22 protein-coding genes and 5 tRNA genes are annotated in these 19,952 nt (G+C 33.2%); 1 reads left to right on the forward strand and 26 read right to left on the reverse strand.

The genetic code is table 11. The features are described from left to right. Positions 1-4: 4 nt before the first annotated feature. The 20 genes from rplK to V1468_RS13220 all read right to left on the reverse strand — a co-directional run bounded on the left by rplK (position 5) and on the right by V1468_RS13220 (position 14,353). Positions 5-445, reverse strand: a complete 441-nt coding sequence (rplK, locus tag V1468_RS13125) for a 50S ribosomal protein L11 (protein ID WP_243472581.1) — start codon at positions 443-445, stop codon at positions 5-7. A 68-nt stretch (positions 446-513) separates the two neighbouring features. Next, positions 514-1,059: a transcription termination/antitermination protein NusG gene (gene nusG / locus V1468_RS13130; RefSeq protein ID WP_076617136.1), complete on the reverse strand. Its 546-nt coding sequence runs from the start codon at positions 1,057-1,059 to the stop codon at positions 514-516. 18 nt (positions 1,060-1,077) lie between these two features. Beyond that, positions 1,078-1,272 carry a preprotein translocase subunit SecE gene (gene secE / locus V1468_RS13135; protein WP_331810685.1) on the reverse strand — a complete coding sequence of 65 codons (195 nt, stop codon included), beginning with the start codon at positions 1,270-1,272 and terminating at the stop codon, positions 1,078-1,080. Positions 1,273-1,316: 44 nt separating this feature from the next. Beyond that, positions 1,317-1,389, reverse strand: a tRNA-Trp gene (locus V1468_RS13140). Between the two features lie 64 nt (positions 1,390-1,453). Then, positions 1,454-2,641, reverse strand: a complete 1,188-nt coding sequence (gene tuf, locus V1468_RS13145) for an elongation factor Tu (RefSeq protein ID WP_243472584.1) — start codon at positions 2,639-2,641, stop codon at positions 1,454-1,456. 68 nt (positions 2,642-2,709) lie between these two features. After that, positions 2,710-2,781, reverse strand: a tRNA-Thr gene (locus tag V1468_RS13150). A 55-nt stretch (positions 2,782-2,836) separates the two neighbouring features. Further along, positions 2,837-2,909 (reverse strand) — tRNA-Gly (locus V1468_RS13155). A 76-nt stretch (positions 2,910-2,985) separates the two neighbouring features. Further along, positions 2,986-3,068 (reverse strand) — tRNA-Tyr (locus V1468_RS13160). Positions 3,069-3,121: 53 nt separating this feature from the next. After that, positions 3,122-3,195: transfer RNA gene (locus V1468_RS13165), tRNA-Thr, on the reverse strand. A gap of 110 nt (positions 3,196-3,305) precedes the next feature. Next, positions 3,306-3,614, reverse strand: a complete 309-nt coding sequence (locus V1468_RS13170) for an HPF/RaiA family ribosome-associated protein (protein ID WP_331810686.1) — start codon at positions 3,612-3,614, stop codon at positions 3,306-3,308. A 75-nt stretch (positions 3,615-3,689) separates the two neighbouring features. Continuing rightward, positions 3,690-4,580: a tyrosine-type recombinase/integrase gene (locus tag V1468_RS13175; protein WP_331810687.1), complete on the reverse strand. Its 891-nt coding sequence runs from the start codon at positions 4,578-4,580 to the stop codon at positions 3,690-3,692. Between the two features lie 107 nt (positions 4,581-4,687). Then, on the reverse strand, positions 4,688-5,854 hold the full coding sequence (locus V1468_RS13180; RefSeq protein WP_331810688.1) for an acyl-CoA dehydrogenase family protein: 1,167 nt from the start codon (positions 5,852-5,854) through the stop codon (positions 4,688-4,690). Between the two features lie 15 nt (positions 5,855-5,869). After that, on the reverse strand, positions 5,870-6,751 hold the full coding sequence (locus V1468_RS13185) for a ComEA family DNA-binding protein (protein WP_331810689.1): 882 nt from the start codon (positions 6,749-6,751) through the stop codon (positions 5,870-5,872). A 12-nt stretch (positions 6,752-6,763) separates the two neighbouring features. Next, positions 6,764-8,440: an alanine/glycine:cation symporter family protein gene (locus tag V1468_RS13190; RefSeq protein ID WP_331810690.1), complete on the reverse strand. Its 1,677-nt coding sequence runs from the start codon at positions 8,438-8,440 to the stop codon at positions 6,764-6,766. An 86-nt stretch (positions 8,441-8,526) separates the two neighbouring features. Continuing rightward, positions 8,527-9,558, reverse strand: a complete 1,032-nt coding sequence (locus V1468_RS13195; protein WP_331810691.1) for a potassium channel family protein — start codon at positions 9,556-9,558, stop codon at positions 8,527-8,529. Positions 9,559-9,561: 3 nt separating this feature from the next. Beyond that, positions 9,562-9,789, reverse strand: coding sequence for a PspC domain-containing protein (locus V1468_RS13200; protein WP_331810692.1), 228 nt, complete (start codon positions 9,787-9,789; stop codon positions 9,562-9,564). 13 nt (positions 9,790-9,802) lie between these two features. Further along, positions 9,803-11,074: a DUF2851 family protein gene (locus V1468_RS13205; protein WP_331810693.1), complete on the reverse strand. Its 1,272-nt coding sequence runs from the start codon at positions 11,072-11,074 to the stop codon at positions 9,803-9,805. A gap of 28 nt (positions 11,075-11,102) precedes the next feature. Continuing rightward, positions 11,103-11,948 carry a T9SS type A sorting domain-containing protein gene (locus V1468_RS13210; RefSeq protein ID WP_331810694.1) on the reverse strand — a complete coding sequence of 282 codons (846 nt, stop codon included), beginning with the start codon at positions 11,946-11,948 and terminating at the stop codon, positions 11,103-11,105. Between the two features lie 123 nt (positions 11,949-12,071). Next, the gene (locus V1468_RS13215; RefSeq protein WP_331810695.1) at positions 12,072-13,052 is read right to left on the reverse strand and encodes a PLP-dependent cysteine synthase family protein; all 981 of its coding nucleotides are present in this window, start codon (positions 13,050-13,052) and stop codon (positions 12,072-12,074) included. 68 nt (positions 13,053-13,120) lie between these two features. Beyond that, a complete protein-coding gene (locus V1468_RS13220) occupies positions 13,121-14,353 on the reverse strand; it encodes an ABC transporter permease (RefSeq protein ID WP_331810696.1) in 1,233 nt (410 codons plus the stop codon). A gap of 11 nt (positions 14,354-14,364) precedes the next feature. Between V1468_RS13220 and V1468_RS13225 the strand changes: the two genes are divergently transcribed. Next, positions 14,365-15,627: an exo-beta-N-acetylmuramidase NamZ family protein gene (locus V1468_RS13225; RefSeq protein WP_331810697.1), complete on the forward strand. Its 1,263-nt coding sequence runs from the start codon at positions 14,365-14,367 to the stop codon at positions 15,625-15,627. On the opposite strand, the gene V1468_RS13230 is transcribed toward V1468_RS13225, so the two are convergent. From V1468_RS13230 to V1468_RS13255, 6 genes are all read right to left on the reverse strand, one after another. After that, positions 15,624-16,055 carry a hypothetical protein gene (locus tag V1468_RS13230; RefSeq protein ID WP_331810698.1) on the reverse strand — a complete coding sequence of 144 codons (432 nt, stop codon included), beginning with the start codon at positions 16,053-16,055 and terminating at the stop codon, positions 15,624-15,626. The two genes, V1468_RS13225 and V1468_RS13230, sit on opposite strands and share 4 nt — an antisense overlap. A 155-nt stretch (positions 16,056-16,210) precedes the next feature. Beyond that, positions 16,211-17,122 carry a glycerophosphodiester phosphodiesterase family protein gene (locus V1468_RS13235; protein WP_331810699.1) on the reverse strand — a complete coding sequence of 304 codons (912 nt, stop codon included), beginning with the start codon at positions 17,120-17,122 and terminating at the stop codon, positions 16,211-16,213. Beyond that, positions 17,085-17,579 carry a hypothetical protein gene (locus V1468_RS13240; protein ID WP_331810700.1) on the reverse strand — a complete coding sequence of 165 codons (495 nt, stop codon included), beginning with the start codon at positions 17,577-17,579 and terminating at the stop codon, positions 17,085-17,087. Before V1468_RS13240 ends, V1468_RS13235 begins: the two co-directional genes overlap by 38 nt. Before the next feature lie 45 nt (positions 17,580-17,624). Continuing rightward, positions 17,625-18,473: a sterol desaturase family protein gene (locus V1468_RS13245; protein ID WP_331810701.1), complete on the reverse strand. Its 849-nt coding sequence runs from the start codon at positions 18,471-18,473 to the stop codon at positions 17,625-17,627. Positions 18,474-18,477: 4 nt separating this feature from the next. Then, the gene (locus tag V1468_RS13250) at positions 18,478-19,383 is read right to left on the reverse strand and encodes a hypothetical protein (protein WP_331810702.1); all 906 of its coding nucleotides are present in this window, start codon (positions 19,381-19,383) and stop codon (positions 18,478-18,480) included. Between the two features lie 48 nt (positions 19,384-19,431). Further along, positions 19,432-19,926 (reverse strand): YkgJ family cysteine cluster protein, encoded by a 495-nt coding sequence (locus V1468_RS13255; protein ID WP_331810703.1) that lies wholly within the window; start codon positions 19,924-19,926, stop codon positions 19,432-19,434. Positions 19,927-19,952 lie beyond the last annotated feature (26 nt).

Here is a 19,952-nt window from a genome sequence, read left to right on the forward strand (position 1 = left end):
AAATTTAGTTTGGAGCTTCACCTCCTTTAACAGTGATACCCATCGATCTTGCAGTACCAGCTACCATTTTCATAGCTGATCCGATTTCAAATGCATTTAAATCTTGCATTTTATCTTCTGCAATTGCTTTAACTTGATCCCAAGTTACTTTTGCTACTTTACGTCGGTTAGGTTCTCCAGATCCTTTCTTTACTTTGGCCGCTTCTAATAATTGTACTGCAGCTGGTGGTGTTTTGATTACAAACTCAAAAGATTTGTCTTTGTAAACTGATATTACTACGGGTAATACCTTACCTTGTTTATCTTGAGTTCTAGCATTAAACTGCTTACAGAACTCCATGATGTTAACTCCAGCGGCACCTAAAGCGGGTCCAACCGGTGGCGATGGATTCGCAGCACCTCCCCGAACTTGTAACTTAACTACTTTGTCTAGTTCTTTTGCCATTTTTTAAAATTTAGTGCGCTTATCTATGTTGGAAGCTTAGACTAACGCTATCTTTAATGTAACAATTATTATAACTTTTCAACTTGCATGTAACTTAATTCTAATGGAGTCTTTCTTCCGAAAATCTTTACCATTACTTCAAGTTTACGCTTTTCTTCAAATATTTTTTCGATAGTACCATCAAAACCATTGAATGGTCCATCTATAACTTTTACAGTCTCACCTTTTGTAAATGGAATTGCAATATTAGCATCCGCCTCAATTGCCAATTCATCAACTTTACCTAACATTCTGTTTACCTCAGACTGTCTTAATGGCACAGGATCACCTCCTTTTGTTTCACCTAAAAAACCAATAACATTAGTAATTGATTTTATAATGTGAGGAATCTCACCACTTAGGTTAGCTTGTATCATTATATATCCAGGAAAATAAACTTTTTCCTTATTAATTTTCTTACCGTTACGGATTTGAATTACTTTTTCAGTAGGAACTAAAACTTGGTCTACATAGTCTTCTAAACCTAATCTTGCAATTTCGTTTTCTATGTAGGTCTTTATTTTGTTTTCCTGACCACTTACAGCTCTAACAACATACCACTTTTTATCTGACATCTCCCTTGTTGTATTTTGTTAGTTTAATAAATCGAAATAAGCTTTTACTGCTTTACTAAAAACAGTATCCACACCCCAAATAGCTAACGAAAAAATAATTGAAAATACTGCTACAATCACAGTCAATCTTTGAGCCTCTGGCCAAGGTGTCCAAGACACATTGTTTTTTAACTCTTCGAATGATTCTTTTATATATGTTATTAATCCTGCCATTTGTTTATTATTTAAAGGTTACTTTAACCTGTTATCTAATTTCGCACGGGTTGAGAGACTCGAACTCCCGACACCTGGTTTTGGAGACCAGTGCTCTACCAACTGAGCTAAACCCGTAAACAATAATCAAGGCATCCTGAAATATCAGGACACCTTAATTAATTTATTTTAACTATTTTGTTTAGTCTAAAATTTCAGTTACCTGACCAGCACCAACAGTTCTACCACCTTCACGGATAGCGAAACGTAAACCTACGTTCATTGCAATTGGTTGGATTAACTCAACAGTAATAGTTAAGTTATCACCAGGCATTACCATCTCAACTCCGTCTGGAAGAGAAATGTTTCCAGTTACGTCAGTTGTACGTACGTAGAACTGAGGACGGTAGTTATTGTGGAATGGAGTGTGACGTCCACCTTCTTCTTTCTTAAGGATATAAACCTCAGCTTTAAATTTTTGGTGAGGAGTTACAGAACCAGGCTTAACAATTACCATACCTCTTGAGATTTGAGTTTTCTCAATACCTCTTAATAAGATACCCGCGTTATCACCAGCTTCACCTCTATCTAAGATTTGACGGAACATTTCGATACCTGTAATAGTAGATGTCAATTTCTCAGCACCCATACCGATGATTTCAACAGGGTCACCTGTGTTAGCTACACCAGTTTCTATACGACCAGTTGCAACAGTACCACGACCTGTAATTGAGAATACATCTTCGATTGGCATTAAGAAAGGCTTATCCATATCACGTACTGGCTCTTCAATCCAGTTATCACAAGCTTCCATTAATTCCATTACAGTATCAACCCACTTTTGTTCACCGTTTAATGCACCTAATGCAGAACCAGCGATTACAGGACCATTATCACCATCGTACTCATAGAAAGATAATAAATCTCTGATTTCCATCTCTACTAATTCTAATAACTCTTCATCATCAACCATATCCACTTTATTCATGAATACAACGATACGAGGAATACCTACCTGACGACCAAGTAAGATATGCTCACGAGTTTGTGGCATAGGACCATCTGTTGCAGCAACAACTAAAATAGCACCATCCATTTGAGCAGCACCAGTTACCATGTTCTTTACATAATCCGCGTGACCTGGACAGTCAACGTGAGCATAGTGACGATTAGCTGTTTGATATTCTACGTGAGATGTATTAATTGTAATACCTCTTTCTTTTTCTTCTGGTGCATTATCGATTTGATCGAATGCTCTTGCTTCAGATAAACCTGCATCAGCTAATACTTTAGTAATAGCAGCAGTTAAAGTTGTTTTACCGTGATCTACGTGTCCAATAGTACCTATATTTAAGTGTGGTTTTGAACGATCGAAAGTTGCCTTTGCCATGTTTAATTTATTTAATCTTATTTAATATTAGTGTTCAATTGCTATTCTAAGTTTCTCTTAGAAAAAAGAGCCAATGACGAGATTTGAACTCGTGACCTCTTCCTTACCAAGGAAACGCTCTACCCCTGAGCTACACCGGCGTAAAGTGTTTAATATCTCAACTAAGAGACACCTGCCTTCGCAGGTTTTTTTTTGAGCGGGAGACCGGGTTCGAACCGGCGACATTCAGCTTGGAAGGCTGACGCTCTACCAACTGAGCTACTCCCGCTTTTATAATTAAGCTTCCTTAATTAATGTTTTACAATATTTCAAAAAGAACCAAATAATTTATTGGTTCAAATAAGTGGGGAGAGCAGGATTCGAACCTGCGAAGTCGAAAGACAACGGAGTTACAGTCCGTCCCATTTGGCCGCTCTGGAATCTCCCCTAATTGATTTCAAAATTTCAATTTAAAAACACTTTTAAATTTAGTGTTTTTAGAGCCGATGGAGGGACTCGAACCCACGACCTGCTGATTACAAATCAGCTGCTCTAGCCAGCTGAGCTACATCGGCTTTTTGAATACTTTTTACCAACAATTTCTTGCTATAAAAAAGCCCGCCATTTCTAACGGACTGCAAATGTAGTATTTTATTTTTTTATTCAAAACATTTTCTAAAAAATTTTATGCTTTTATTCTAGCTCTTAATTTTTGCTTTCGTTTTTTAATTTGCCTTTCTAATGATGCAATAGCGATATCTGCACCTTCTTCGAAGGTTTTGCATTGCTTTTTTACAATAAAACTATCACCAGGAACGCTTACTTTTGCTTCAAAAACTTTATTTTCTTTATCGCTAGTATTTTCAACTTTCAAATAAACATCGGACTGAATTATTTTGTCGTAAAATAAATCTAGTTTATCCATTCTCTTCTGAATGAAATCAATCAACTTTCTGTCAGCTGTGAAATTTACGGATTGGGTGTTTACTTTCATACGTTACTTTTTAAGTTAAACATGTGTATCGAAAAATATCAGTTTCAATACCTATTTTAATGTTAAGTATAGTTCTTAACGTTTATTTCTTGGGTGTGATTTAGCATACACTTTTTTTAATTCTGATATACTATTGTGAGTATATACCTGTGTCGCCGCCAAACTGGTATGCCCAAGAAGTTCTTTTACTGCATTTAAATCTGCTCCTTCATTTAATAAATGTGTTGCAAATGAGTGCCTTAGTACATGTGGACTACATTTAGCTTTTGAGGATGCTACACTAAAATACTTATTTATTATTCTATAAACAAGCATTTCGTAAATCTTAACACCCTTTTTTGTTAAAAACAAATGCTCTTTATCTATAGTTTTAGGTAAAGTATTTCTATAATTTAAATAGATGTCTAAAGTTTCTACCAAAGAACTAAGCAGTGGCATATAACGCTCCTTGTTTCTTTTACCTAGTACTTTTATTTGATTTTTACTTAAATCTAAATCAGATAATTTTATGTTCACCAACTCAATCCTTCTTATACCTGTAGCATAAAATAGCTCTATAATCAACCTATTTCTTGCACTTTCAAAATCTACTACTTCAATAGAGCCTTCTAAAACTTGTTTTAACTCTTCTTTAGAAAAAGGCAATTGCACCTTCTTACCTACTTTCAGAGCCTTATGCTTTCTTAATGGATTAGCTTCTAGCTGCTGAGATTTTTGTAAAAACTTATAGTATGAATTAAGTGAGGATACTTTTCTGTTAATAGTTCTATTGGACAAACCACCATTTACCAACTCAACAATCCATTGTCTGATTTCGGAATAATCAACATTTTCAATTATTTCTGAGTTATGGTTTTCATTTAAAAACTCTTGAAACATTTCTAAATCTCTAATATATGCCAATACGGTATGTTGAGAATAATTCTTCTCTAATGCTAAATATTCTGAAAATGCTTTTAAGCTCATTTCTTTCTTCTTGAATTTTAAATATAGCTTTTTTACTTTGTATAAATTATTTACAAATAAAAAAATCCTGCTAAAAGCAGGATTTTGAATGATTATAATATTAAATTTTAAGTAGCTGGCTTGTATGATTTTTTGTCTATAATAATTTTAGAAAGAATCTCTTTTAGAATTTCTGATGTACCTCCACCAATAGGTCCCAAACGACTGTCTCTAAATATTCTTGCCAGTGGATACTCTTCCATATAACCATAACCTCCAAGGAACTGAAGGCAGTTATAAGCTACCTCATCTGCCATTTTAGTAGATTTTAACTTAGAGATCGTTGCTTCTTCTACAACATATTCACCTTTATCTAAACGATCTGCCACCATGTAATTGTAGTGTTTACATAACTGCATATCTGCATGCATATCTACATATCTATGACGTAAAGCCTGATATTTATCCAAGGACTTTCCAAAAGTTGTCCTTTCAGACATATATTGCAATGTGTACTCTAAAGCATACTCTGCTCTGGCATGAGCATTTATTCCCATAATGAGTCTTTCTAAAGCAAAATGCTGCATTATATAAGCAAATCCTTTTCCTTCTTCACCCATTAATTGATTGACTGGAATCTTGACATTATCAAAGGCAATTTCACCTGTATCAGATGCTCGCCAGCCTAACTTATCTAATTTAGTTGCCGAAACACCTTTTGCACTACTATCTACAACAAACATACTAATACCCTTGTTACCAAGTTCTGGATTAGTCTTTGCTGCAACCACCATATAATCACTATAAACACCGTTGGTAATAAACGTCTTAGATCCATTTAAAATGTAATGATCACCTTCCTTAATTGCAGTAGTTCTCATGCCTGCCACATCACTACCTCCAAATGGCTCAGTGACACAAAGACAACCTATCATATCTCCGGCAATACTACCTGCTAAATATTTAGACTTTATAGTATCATCACCTTCTTTATTAAGGTGCGTCATTGCCAAGTATGCATGAGCCCAAATTGCTGCAGCAAATCCACCTGAATTGATTCGTTGCAACTCCTCTAATAGAATTACAGTGTAGAACAAGTCTAAATCCAATCCACCATATTTTTTTGGGTAGGCTAAACCAAAGTAACCCATATCACCAAATTTTTTCCAAATGAATTGTTCAATAGTACCTGTTTCCTCCCACTTTTCAATATGAGGCACAACTTCCTTTTCTAAAAAATCTCTTAAACTCTCTCTGAATAAATTGTGCTCTTCGGTGAAGTATATATTTGACATAAATTATATTTTTCTTTATAAACGCAAATATAATTTAATTATCTCTAATTTTTTAATAGGAAAATCTTCAATTTTTGTTAATTCTTCAAAAGATTCAAATCCTTCTCGAAGTGTTCGTTCTTCTATAATATTATTAGCAATTTCATAATCTATGTATTTAATAAGCACGAGTTCATCTCTTGTTGCTGTATTGAGATTATAAGTCTTAATTGTTCTCGGAGTCTTTACTGTAAAGTCGTTTTTAATTCTATCTACTACTTCTGGCATAAGACCATAAACCTCCATTAATTCAACATCTGCAATAAAACCACCATACTTAGTCCTATACTTTACTATACGTTGAGAAAGTTTTTCACCAACTCCATAAACTTTCTGAAGCTGACTGACTGTAGCTTTGTTTAAATCTATTTTCTGGTCAAAAGTTTTTGGTTTGTCGTTGTTAGAAAAAGGATTCTTAAAAGTATTTGTCTTAGCTTTTGGATTAGTAACCCAATCTGGAAACTTAAAGTAAGGTGAAATTTTATTAAATAAGGAATCTGATACTTTTGTAACTTCTTGAAACTGTTTTGCAGAATTAACCCATTGATTGCTTTCTCTAAATTGATGAAGCCTATCAATTTCCTCAATAGTCATACCTAAAGTATAACCTTTATAATCTGTTATGTAATTTGGATTGAAGGGGTAAATCTTTGGTTTGCTATTTTCTATCTCTACTAAACGAAGTGAATCTAACTCCTTCCTTAACAAGTCTATTTCATTAGTTTCTACTGGAGACGTATTACTTGAAAAATCTACAAAAGCATAGATACATTGAACTGCAATTATAATTATGAACAATAAAAAAATCCCATTCCGTTGTTGGTTAGAAAACTGGAAATGGGATTTTATTTTCTTCATATTAAACTTTAATTACATATGCTTAGATAGATCTTCGTGTCCGTCTTCCAAAGCTTCAGCTTTTTTATTAATCGCTCCCATGTATCTCGCCATTTCTTGTCTAACTTTTGGAAACAACAATAGTAAACCAATCATGTTAGGGAACACCAAGGCCAAAATCATGGCATCAGAGAATTTTATAACTGCGTCTAGTGTTGCAGCTGCACCAATGATTACAAACAATAAGAATAAAACTTTATAAACTAAATCTGCTGCTTTACCTCTACCAAATAGATACTTCCAAGACTGCAAACCGTAATAGGACCAAGATATCATAGTTGAAAATGCGAATAAAACGATAGCTATCGTTAAGACATAAGAGAAACCTGGAATAACCGAATCAAAAGCTTCTGATGTAAGATCCACACCTCCTATTTGCTCACCAGTTGCAGTAATCATAACATTACTTCCTTCTACGGCTCCATATTGAAATACGCTTTGCATATTAGCACCATCTATATTAAAAAAGATGATAACCAATGCGGTCATAGTACAAATAACTACAGTATCTATAAATGGCTCTAACAGAGCCACTACACCTTCTGAAGCCGGATATTTTGTTTTTACAGCAGAATGCGCAATTGCGGCTGAACCAGCACCTGCTTCATTTGAAAAAGCCGCTCTTTGAAAACCAACAATAAGAACACCTACAAATCCACCCAGTCCAGCCATTGGTGTAAACGCTCCTTTGAAAATTAAACCAAATGCGTCGTCAATATAGCTGATGTTAGCAAAAATTATTATTAAAGATGCCAGAACATAAATCCCAGCCATAAATGGAACAATCTTTTCAGTAATTTTTGCAATCCTCTTAATACCTCCAATAATTACTATCCCTACAAGTATAGCTAACACTATACCTATTACAAATCCAGAACTACCGCCTTCTAATCCCATTAGAGAAGATAACTGCACAGTAGCTTGGTTAGATTGAAATGCATTACCACCACCGAAAGAAGCACCTACACAAAGTATAGCAAATAATGCCGCAAGAACTTTTCCTAATCCAGCTTTACCTGTTGCTTTAAGTCCTTTTGAAAGATAATACATCGGTCCTCCATAAATGGTACCATCCTCTCCAACATCTCTATATTTTACACCGAGTGTACATTCAACAAATTTTGTAGCCATTCCTAACAAACCACAAACAATCATCCAAAATGTTGCACCTGGACCTCCCATTGCTATTGCTACCGCAACACCTGCAATATTACCCAAGCCAACAGTACCAGAAACTGCCGTTGCTAATGCTTGAAAGTGAGACACCTCACCTGCTGCACTTTCATCTCTTATAGTATCTTGAATATCCTCCTCTGCAAGAGGCTCATCATTCTCATATAGTTTGTCTACTCCATGCTTTTCTATATCCACATATTTTCCTCTTACTGTATTAATTGCAGTTGGAAAACGTGTAATACTAGGTACCTTAAAATAAATTGTAAAAAATGTGGCACCAAGAACTAGCAGAATTACTACTATTGGCACATCTAAGCCTGCAATTGGTACAGATGTAAGAATTAGACCTTCCCACCATTCTGCAAAAGGCATAAAAGCATCATTGACGCGTTCATCAATTCCTTTTTCTGCTTCTTGAGCAAAGTTCAACAAAGGTAAAATTAGTACAAAAATAGACAGAAGATATTTCTTCATGAGTTTAGTATTAGTTAGTTTTATTGATTATTGCCGACAAGATGCTAAAAAAAAATGAGTTTTTAAAGCCAGTGACGTTAAAAAGCCTAAGCTTCTTGTTCTATGTTATATTTAGAATTGAGCCTTTCTATCTGTTCCGGACGACCCAAAACAATGATTTTTGACCCAGGAACGAGCCTAGTATCTGCCTCAGGATTAACTATATATTCGCCTTTTTCATCTTTAAAACCAATTACAGTACATCCTGTTTTTTTTCTTAAATCTAGTTCTCTAATGGTTTTAATATTTGCTATGTCATATAGTTGCTCGGCCTTTATTTCTTCAATATTAATATTGCGTTCACCAACAATACCAAGATTATCTATAAATTCTACTAAATCTGGTATCACAACCAAAGATGCCATATGATCTCCTCCTATTTTGTCTGGTAAAATAACATTATTAGCACCTGCTAATTTCAATTTATTGTAAGACGTTTCTTGTGAAGCTCTACTTATAATACAGAGCTCCTTTTTTATCTGTCTTGCAGAAAGCACAACAAACAAGTTATCTGCATCACTTGGTAGTGCAGTTATTAATGTACTTGCACGCTCTATACCTGCCTGAACCAAAGTTTCATCTTCATTAGCGTCACCAAACACATAAGGTAAACCTTCTTCTTGTAAACGCTCAATAATGTCTTTATCACGCTCGATAATAACAAAGGGTTTACCATAATCTTGCAGTTTCTTTGACGCTTGTTTTCCGTTTCTCCCAAAACCACAAATGATAATGTGGTTAGACATGGTTTCAATCTCCTTTTGCATTTTACGCTGTTTTATATCTTCAAAATTATTTTTACTCAAAATATATTCTGTAATTATAGAAATGGCATAACCAACTATTACCACACTTGCCAGTATAAGAAATATCGTAAAGATTTTTGCAGGAACACCCAAAGGTTGTACTTCTCCAAAACCAACTGTTGTAATTGTTATTACAGTCATGTAGACTGCATTTATCCAGCTTAAACCCGAAATTGTTCTGTATCCAATGATACCAACACATATAAGTATCACTAGCATTACTATTGCCGTATATATTTTGGATCTGAAAAGTCGTATTAAGGGGTTATTCATATATTACAAATCGAAAACAGATGTACGCTTAGTATAAATTATATCTTTTATTCGCATCCAAAAGGCTAAAAATAAATATAAGGCAAATCCAAAACCTACAGTTACAAAAGTGAGATACATAAATGAAGTTCTTACAATCTTTGCTCTTATACCCAAACGGTCTGCAATACGCTGACAAACATAGTAGCCTCGTTTTTGGAAATAGTGTAGTAAAGTATAGAAGATATTCATAGGTGCAATTTACTTATTTTTTGATGATTAAGCTATTTCCAACTGCACACTGTAAACATTTATTGTTGTCACAATAGTACTGTTTTAATTGAAGTAATCCTTGAGAACTTAATGCATTCTTTTTTATGGGTTTAAGCTCCATATATTTATTTACTATACTATTGTTTTCTTGCTTAAGTTCACTTAGTAAATCAAATATCTCTTCGTTTATATTATTTCCAAGGTATTTAGCATAGCTGAACTTTAAAGGAATTACGGTATTGATTAGTAGTAAATCTATAAAAGCTTTTGTTATTACTTTTTTAAAACTCTTTGACTGCTTACTAAATGTGTAATGTGTCATCCAAAAACTACTAACACCTTTGCTGAACAGCTCATAAAATTCATCTTTAGTTTTTAGATCTAATACCTTGGAGAACAGTTGTTGCTCCGTCGTGTAAAGATTTGCGAATTGTGACAAACGAATGGTTGGAAAATTTGGCGGTCGCAATCTGAAGAATTGCAAAGGCAAAACTCCTTGATTACTTAATTGAAATTTTTGAACCAAAAACTTATAACGCTCTTTTAAATCTAAAAAATATAACTTTTGAATATCATCCTCTAACAAACTTGCTTGACCAAAAAGTAAAGCTTCTAAATCTAGTATATTATTCTGAAGTTTTCTGACTACAGCATAGTCAACAGAGTTTGCAAGACTAAAAAATGCTTCGCCATTTACCTTGAGTCCAAAGTTTTTTAAAAGCATTTTGAACAAAACTGCTTCCCAATCGTTTTTAGACGCTTTCAGTAACTTTAAAATATCGTTAGATTTTCTTTCTAAACGCTCAATATATAATCGCTCTATCCAATTGTTTAAAATAAAATCATCAACATCAGGATAATGTGTTTCGCAATTAATCCAGGATTTCGATTGTATTAAAGCTCTATAGTTAGCTAAAAGATTAACATTAACGTAATGCTTTAACTCTAAGGTAGGAATTACAGAATTATCACTTCTAAACACTTCAGTATCGTGTTCCCAAACGACGTGTAAAATTACATTGTCGTAAGCTTTGTCCTTTTCATGACCATGCACATACCAATCCGACGATTTAATATGAATTTCAACATTACCAGCCCATAACTGATCATCTATATTTAATTGCGCATTAAAAAAATCTGGGCCTGAATTATGATTATGTTCGCCTAATTTTAAGATAACAATAGTTTCACCACTCGCAGTTTTAAGCGATGTTGAAGAAAAAGCTTTGTGTTTCCAGATGTAATGAAGAAAGTCTTCTTGCATTTACCGAAAATAGAAAAAACATTTTAATTTAAGACTTTATTAATTTTTTGGTCAATGTATTCCTATCTTTAGTCGTAATCTTTAAAAGATACACACCGGACTTTAATGTTGAAGAATAATTTTCTACCTCAGATACAGAGCTAGATTTATAAATTGACTTTCCTAAAATATCATAAATCTCAATAGACTCTATTGGTTTATTAATTTTAACTGAAATTTTATCTTTAAATGGATTTGGGTGAATACTTATATTTGTTTTGGTAATTTCATTTACAGAAAGTAACATCATATAATTAACATCTGAGACAAAGCTGATAACAGAGCTGTAATCATTTAACTCATTTTTTAATAATTGTGCATCACAGTCGCAAACCAAAGTATATTGATTAGTATTAGGTTCAGGATATTCTATGTATTTTCTAACATTAAAATCTATAAAAATTTGATTTAGTCCAGCATCGTTAGTTACAATTAAACCTTCTGTTGTGGTACCAGTTTGCACTCCAGTATTTGCATCGATCAAATTTAGATTAAGAACATTAACCGATACTCCACCTACAGTTTCTTCCGCAGCATATTTAATAACGGTATTATAAGCACTTAAATCTGTCAATAAGCTTTCAACATCGTTGCTTGAACAATAAATCTTATAAAAATAGCCTGCACCATTTTCGCCTAGATAAGTATCTGGTTCCATATAATCATATCCAAAAAGATTATAGTTGGCAAATATTTGATTTAAACCGTCGTCATTAGACACACTTACACCACAAGAATTACAACCACCATCAGAAACACCAATAGTATTATCTACCAACTCAACTTGAATAGAGCTATTTTGAGAATATCCATTGGCACAGACACATAGAAACATAAAAAACAAGTGCAAACATCTCATATAAAGCAATTTATACTGATAAAGTTAATAAAAAAATCCTGAGTATAGCTCAGGATTTTATATGAATTAATTTAGATTCCTGTCTACACCGGAATTTGTTTATTCTATATACCCTTTTTCACGCATCCAATCGTCATTAAACATTTTACCAACATAACGACTACCATGATCGTGATACAATACCACCACAACATCTTCAGGTTTAAAATGCTCTTTTAATTGAAGTACACCTTTTATAGCTGCACCTGCAGAATTACCTAAAAACATGCCTTCTTCTTTTGCCAATCGTTGCGTGTAGATACAAGAATCTTTATCTGTTACTTTGGTAAAACCATCAATAATACTAAAATCTACATTGGCTGGCAATATATCTTCACCTATACCTTCTGTTACGTATGGATAGATTTCATTTTCATCAAAAACACCTGTTTCATGATATTTTTTAAATACCGAACCATAAGTATCTACTCCCCAAACTTTAATATTAGGATTTTTTTCTTTTAGATATTTACCTACACCAGAAATTGTTCCTCCTGTACCAACGCCAACCACAAAATGCGTGATTTTGCCATCAGTTTGTTTCCAAATTTCAGGTCCTGTAGATTCGTAATGCGCCTTTGCATTACTTGGATTGTCATATTGATTAACATACCAAGAATTTGGTATTTCCTTGCCTAATCTTTTAGAAACAGAATAGTAACTTCGTGGATCTTCTGGCTCTACAGCAGTAGGACAAACAATAACCTCAGCACCAACAGCTTTAAGAATATCTACTTTTTCTTTAGACTGTTTATCTGCCATTACAAAAATACACTTATAGCCTTTTATGGCTGCTGCAAGTGCTAAGCCCATTCCTGTATTTCCAGAGGTTCCCTCAATGATTGTTCCACCAGGTTTTAGACGTCCATCAGCTTCTGCATCTTCAATCATTTTTAACGCCATACGATCTTTAACCGAGTTTCCTGGATTAAAGGTTTCGTATTTAGCCAAAACCAAACATGGTAGTTCTTCTACCAACTTATTCATTTTCACCAAAGGTGTATTACCAATGGTTTCTAATATATTTTCTGCGTATTCCATAAAATCAATTTGCGCAGCAAATTTAAGTATAAAGTAACAAGTAGAAAGTTAAAAGTTGGTTATGTTTATTAATCAAAGCGAATGGCTTTAACTGGCGAAATTCTAGAAATGATTACTGATGGAATTAAAAGCATTAACAGACACGCAACAAAAGTTCCTATATTCAAAATAAAAATATAGTCCCAATTTAAATAAACTGGTGCTTCACTAACATAATATGTATCTGGATTTAACGGAAATAATTTAAAATACTTTTGAGCTAACAACAGTCCTATCCCTATTAAATTTCCCCAAAGCAAACCTAATCCTATTAGATAAGATGCATTGTACAAAAACACTTTCCTTACGGACCAATTAGAGCTTCCTAATGCTTTAAGAACTCCAATCATGTTGGTGCGTTCTAATATTAACACAAGTAAGGTTGTAATCATATTAATACCTGCTACAATAATCATGATAACAATGATAACGTTAATATTAGAATCAAAGATTTTTATCCACTCAAAAACAGTGTAGTATTTTTGGCTTACTGGTGTTGCATTTAGTATTGACGGGATTTCTTTAAAAACTTTTTCATATGTTTTGTCTATATCAGAAAAGTCATCTATAAAAACCTCAAAGCTCCCAATTTGATTGGCTTCCCATTTATTTAAACGTTGGATGTGACGCAAATCTGCAATGCAGAATTTTTCATCTAATTCTTGAAAGCCTGAATTATAAATACCCACTATTTCGTAATTAATAATACGAGGCATTTTATTAAGGTTTTCACCAAACAAGGTTTGAAATTTATCTCCGACTTTAAAACCTAATCGATTGGCTAAATAGCTTGATATTAATATTTCCTCATTCCGTTTTCCTGAAAAATCTGGTAATCGACCATTTACTAAAAACTCTTTAAAGTAATCCCATTTATAATCCGATCCTACGCCTTTTATAACGACACCTTCAAAATCGGTTTCAGTTCTAATTACTGCAAATTTTGTGGCAACACCTTGTATATGCGACACCTCCTCTACAGCATTAAATTTTGGATAAAAATCCTGATCTCTTAAAATAGGCACCTGAGATTCGTCCGAAGCATTTGTATCGTAATTAGTAATTTCTATATGACCGTTAAATGCTACAACTTTATCTCTGATTTTTTGTTGAAGCCCTAAACCTGTTGCTATGGCAATAAGCATTACTATAATACCGATAGCAATTGCAGCAATACCAATTTTAATTATTGGTGCCGAAACACTACTTTTATACGCTTTATTGCCAATAATGCGTTTAGCTATAAACAACTCTAAATTCAAATCTTCGTTTTATGCGTTTTAAGGTTTTCAAAAATACAGTTTTATTATTTGTCTTGGTAGTGATTTCTTGTGCAGGAAAAGGTAGTAATGAAACTTTAAAAAATGAACAAACCAATGAGATCCTGAAACAAGTTCAGAATGACAAAAGTATTGTAGTTGGCGCCAACCGAACTGAAGTTTACTTACCTTTATTAAAAGGGAAACGTGTTGGTGTTGTTGCTAATCAGACAAGTGTTATTTTTAGAGAGACAAGGGATGAGAGACAAGAGATAATAGATTATACTCATTTGGTAGATTCTCTATTAGCATTAAACATCAACATTAAAAAAGTATTTTCACCAGAACATGGTTTTAGAGGTACTGCTGATGCTGGTGAAAACGTAAAAGATGGTATAGACGTAAAAACACAGTTACCTATTTTTTCACTTCATGGGAAACACAAAAAACCAACAGCCGAGCAACTTGAAGATTTAGATATTATGATTTTTGATATTCAAGATGTTGGTGTGCGTTTTTATACGTACATCTCTACCTTACATTATGTAATGGAAGCTTGTGCTGAAAATAATGTAAAACTTCTGATATTAGATCGTCCTAATCCTAATGGTAATTATATTGATGGCCCTACATTAGAAAAAGAGAACAGTAGCTTTTTGGGCATGCATACCATTCCTTTGGTGCACGGCATGACGATTGGCGAATATGCTGAAATGATTAATGGCGAAGGTTGGTTAAAAGACAATGCTAAATGCGATATTACTGTTGTTGAGATGGAATACTATAACCATGAAAACACCTATAGTTTACCAATAAGACCTTCTCCAAATTTACCTAATGACCAATCGATAACTTTATATCCTAGCTTAGGATTGTTTGAAGGCACGAACATCAATGCTGGTCGTGGCACTGAGTTTCAGTTTCAGCGTTATGGTGCTCCTTTCTTAGACGCATCACATTATACCTTTACATATACTCCACAACCTAACTTTGGCTCAAAATATCCTAAACACAAAGATGTACTGTGTTATGGTGAAGATTTATCAGAGATTAAAGCTGAAAGACATTTTACATTAAAGTATGTTATTGATGCTTACACTAATGCTACAGACAAAAGTAAAGTGTTTAATACTGCTAACTTTACGAAACATGCTGGCACGGAAAAACTACAAGAACAAATAGAATCTGGAATGAGCGAAGAAGCTATTAGGGCGACTTGGAAAGATGATTTAGAAGCTTTTAAAGCAATTAGAGCTAAATATTTAATCTATGATTAATTATTTTTAGTTACCACGACTTTTTTAGATTCGGTAGCGACTATTGCCTCAGAGGGTAATTCTAACGGATCTTCTTTAGGGATTTCTTTTAAGATTCGCACAACAAAAACAATTCGTTTTGGCGACTGTACAGCCACCAACACATGTTTCCCTTTTGGCAATTTGTTTAATGGAAATTTATAAAATGTAGTATCTACATAGACATCAAAATCTCTTCCGTAGTCTTTATTAATAGAATAGAGATAATTGATCTTTTTATCACTTTGCAAGATTAAAGTATCCTTAGTTTCATTCAACTTATGAATTAAACCTTTTGCTTGGATATTTCTGTTTGGTTCTAATTTAGCGTATTGTTCTTGAGCCTTTAGCGTAAAACTCAATAAAAAAACGAGGACAACAATGAGGAGGATTCGGATTAAATTTTTCACTACAGCAAAGCTTTACGTTAAACTTGGTTTGTTTAGCTCAACAGTATTTAATTAATTAATCCATCGCAAACATAAACGGATAATTGAATGAAGGGATAAAATATCCACCAACTACACAGAAATTAGAGGAATTACTATTTTTTGTTGATAAGTTGTTAATAACGTTCGTTAGAACGAATCTCTAAAAGCCTGTCTGGATAATCTGTAATAATGCCATCTACATTCCATCTTAACATTTTAAATAAGTCTTGTTCTTCATTAACTGTCCAAGGAATGATTAGATAATTTTGAGCATGATACTCATTAATAATTTCTGAAGTTAACAATCTAAAATATGGACTGATTATTTCTGGTTTGTAACATAGTTTTTTAAGCTTTGTTGCTATAGTTTCATCTTCATCTATCAAAAGTGCAACTGGCATATTTGGAGATTGTTTCTTTATTTCTTCTAAAATCACCAAATCAAATGACTGCAAATTTACATTAGAGAAAAGTCCACTTTCTTCAATTTCATCTAAGACTATTTTTACATATTTATCTGGCTGTGGTGTATAAATACCATAATATTCTGGCTTAGATTTAATTTCAATATTAAATTTAACATCAGGATTTTTAGTCTTTGCAAGTTTAAAAACTTCAGACAAAAGTGGTTTGTAGGTTTTTAGTTTCTTTTGGTCTGGATATTTCGGATGAAGCTTTGTACCACAATCAAATTGCTTAATCTCACTGTGTGTCATTTCATAAAGATTATGTTTCATATCCATCTCCTCAGGAATCTTTCCGCCTTCAGGATTAAAACAAATAGTTCTACTCATAAAAGGCTCATGAGACACTATAACTTCCTTATCTTTTGTAATGGCTATATCTAACTCTAAAGTCGTAACACCAAGTTCAATCGCTTTATTAAATGCAGGTAAAGAATTTTCAGGGTATAGACCTCTACAACCTCTATGTCCTTGTATATCTAATTGTTTTTCGGAATTGCAGCTCATTAGAAATATCAATAAAATTACAAATAAATACTTGCTGTCAGTATGAACTTGTTGAGGATGTTTGAGGTTTCTCATATTCTGAGTCATTTTTTGAAAAACTTTCTAAATTATTCCAATTACCCTTGTTAATATAGTATTTTTCTTTGCATTCTACCGGAACAAATACTGTTTGTCCTTGTTTTAAAGTATCTGCATCAAAAAAAATTCCACCACATGAAATTTCTTTATTGTTAATTAAAACCTCTACCTCATAACTTTTAGATTTTCTTAATCTAAATGAAACTATTCCTTCTTCATTAGGTCTCACTTCAGCCATTTGCATTGTCATCCACATGTAATACCATGGTTTTTCAATTCTAGAAAGAATAATATCAGTTTTATCAAATGAAATCTCTTTCTCGTTCTTATGTATTTTTAAGTAAATTTCAACTTCAGAGTTGGCAAGTATATTGTAATGTTTGATATAAAAAATTACACCAAGCAAAATCAATCCAAAAGTGATTAAATGTTTCTTCTTTAAATCTACAACCAACTGACTTATATTTTACATTCTTTCTGAATCAATAATTATAAAATGCTACTCCTCAACATCCGCAGAGAGTGTCGGTTTTTCATATTTCTGAAAAGGTTGTTTCAATAGTTCTTTTATCTGACCATTCTTTACCTCATCTGGAAAAACATCTACTCCATAAACCAGATTTTCTCTGTCCATATACATATAAGTACCAAGTAAACGATCCCAAATACTGAAAATATTACCATAGTTAGAATCGGTATAAGGTAATCTGTAATGGTGGTGAATCTTGTGCATATCTGGCGATATAATAAAGTAACTTAATGCTTTATCCAAACCTTTAGGTAATTTGATATTAGCATGCGTAAACTGTGTAAAGATTAAAGACATTGCCTGGTATAACATTACCAAAGCAAATGGTGTACCTACAGCAAAGACACCAAACAAGGTAAATGCAAAACGAATAACACTCTCAATAGGATGATGCCTGTTGGCTGTTGTGGTATCCACTTTGTGATCTGTATGATGCACTAAATGCACCATCCAAAGTGGTTTTACTTTGTGCTCTACAAAATGTGCTAAATACGCACCAAAAAAATCTAGTAACAAAACACCAAGAAACGCATAAAGCCATAAAGGCTGCGTATCTGGAAACAACCAGTTAATAATACCAAAATTGTGCGCTACAACCCAACTTGATGACCAGTATAACAACGATGCTAATGCGAAATTCACAATAATCGTGGTTAATGTAAAGAACAGATTAGGCAAGGCGTGTTTCCACTTATTGTACTTGTACTTAAATAATGGTAAACCTCCTTCTAACAGCCAAAAAAGGGTTAATCCACCAATTAAAATTAAACTTCGATGCGAAGACGGAATCGTTTCAAAATAGTTAATAATAGTTTCCAAAAGATTATCTATTGAGATTAATAAGCAACTGTGCTTTCTTCAAATTTACAGAAGAAATTTGAGATTTCCACAGCTCAGCATCTTCAGATTTATCTGCACTCATGTAAGCTGTGTAGTATAAAAATGCTATAAATGCCTTATTACTATCTACAATTTCTTCATCTTTAAGTCGCTTTAACTGGCGTATTACTTTTCTTGGACGCTTTAACACTAATTCTTGTTGAAGTTCTAATAAATCGCATCGTTGTTGTAAAGCGTTGTGCTCAGTTTGTTCTTCTTCTTTAATAAGTCGTTCTGCTTCCTCAAGATAAAGATTAGACCATTCCACAATTTCTGCTCTAGAATCTTTGTTTAAATACAAGCTTAAATCTAAAAGTTTTGACGATAAAAAATAAGCAGAATAGAAGTTCTTGTTTTTTTTATAATCTCGTAATTCTTGCGCTACATAAGACGTATTTATAGCATAGCGTTCAATAAGAGTGGTAATATTCTGAAAATCTTCAGTGTAGTAATTAACATTAAGAATATTACCATTAATGTCCAAAATCTTAATACTATCGTCATTAAACTTATCGATGTATTTTTGACTGCGCTTGTCTTTTATTTCTTCGTACCAATCCGCATAATTGTATTCTGAAACGATAACCGGAACAAAATGTTCCCAAATTAAAGGACTTACATTTTCATCTTCAAAAAGGTTATTAATAAATATCGTTCTACCATATTCATCTTTTACAATAACAGGATATTGATACGTTGTGGTTTCTTCCCAAACCATAAGCACCATTTTATTTTGAACTTTTGCCAAAGTTTGTGCTATTTCTAGATTTGTCATCCATTCCTGAGAAGAAACAGTAGCTGTGTTTACCATCAAAACAACAAGCAACAATTTTAGTAGAACGTTTTTCATATTTAGATTTTTTCTAAAGTTGTATCAAAAATTATTCCGAAGCTAGTATTACAGTTTTATTTGTTTTTTCATTTCTTCAACAATGTTATATGCTGCAGGACAAATAGCTACATTTTTTAAAGTTAAATTAGAAATTTGCTGAAACTTTTTACGGTCTGTATGTGGAAATTCTCTGCACGCTTTTGGTCTTACATCATAAATCATACAGTAATTATCCGCATCTAAAAACGTGCAAGGCACAGATTGCAACACATAATCATTATCTTCATCAACGCGCAAATAAGCATCAATAAATTGCTGCTCTTTCATTTTGAAAGATTTAGATATGCGCTGAATATCCTTATCCGTAAATAAAGGTCCTGTCGTTTTACAGCAGTTAGCACATTGCAAGCAATCCGTACGTTCAAACTCTTCCTCATGCAACTCTTGCATAATGTAGTCTAATTGTTTTGGTGGCTTTTTTCTAAGTTTTGCAAAGAAGGTTTTGTTTTCCTTATGCTTATCTTTGGCCAGCTTTGGCAGATTATTGATTAGGTTTTGCATATTGTAAATATAATCAGAATGAGATG

The organism is Winogradskyella poriferorum, assembly GCF_036553625.1.
Taxonomy (GTDB): Bacteria; Bacteroidota; Bacteroidia; order Flavobacteriales; family Flavobacteriaceae; genus Winogradskyella; species Winogradskyella poriferorum.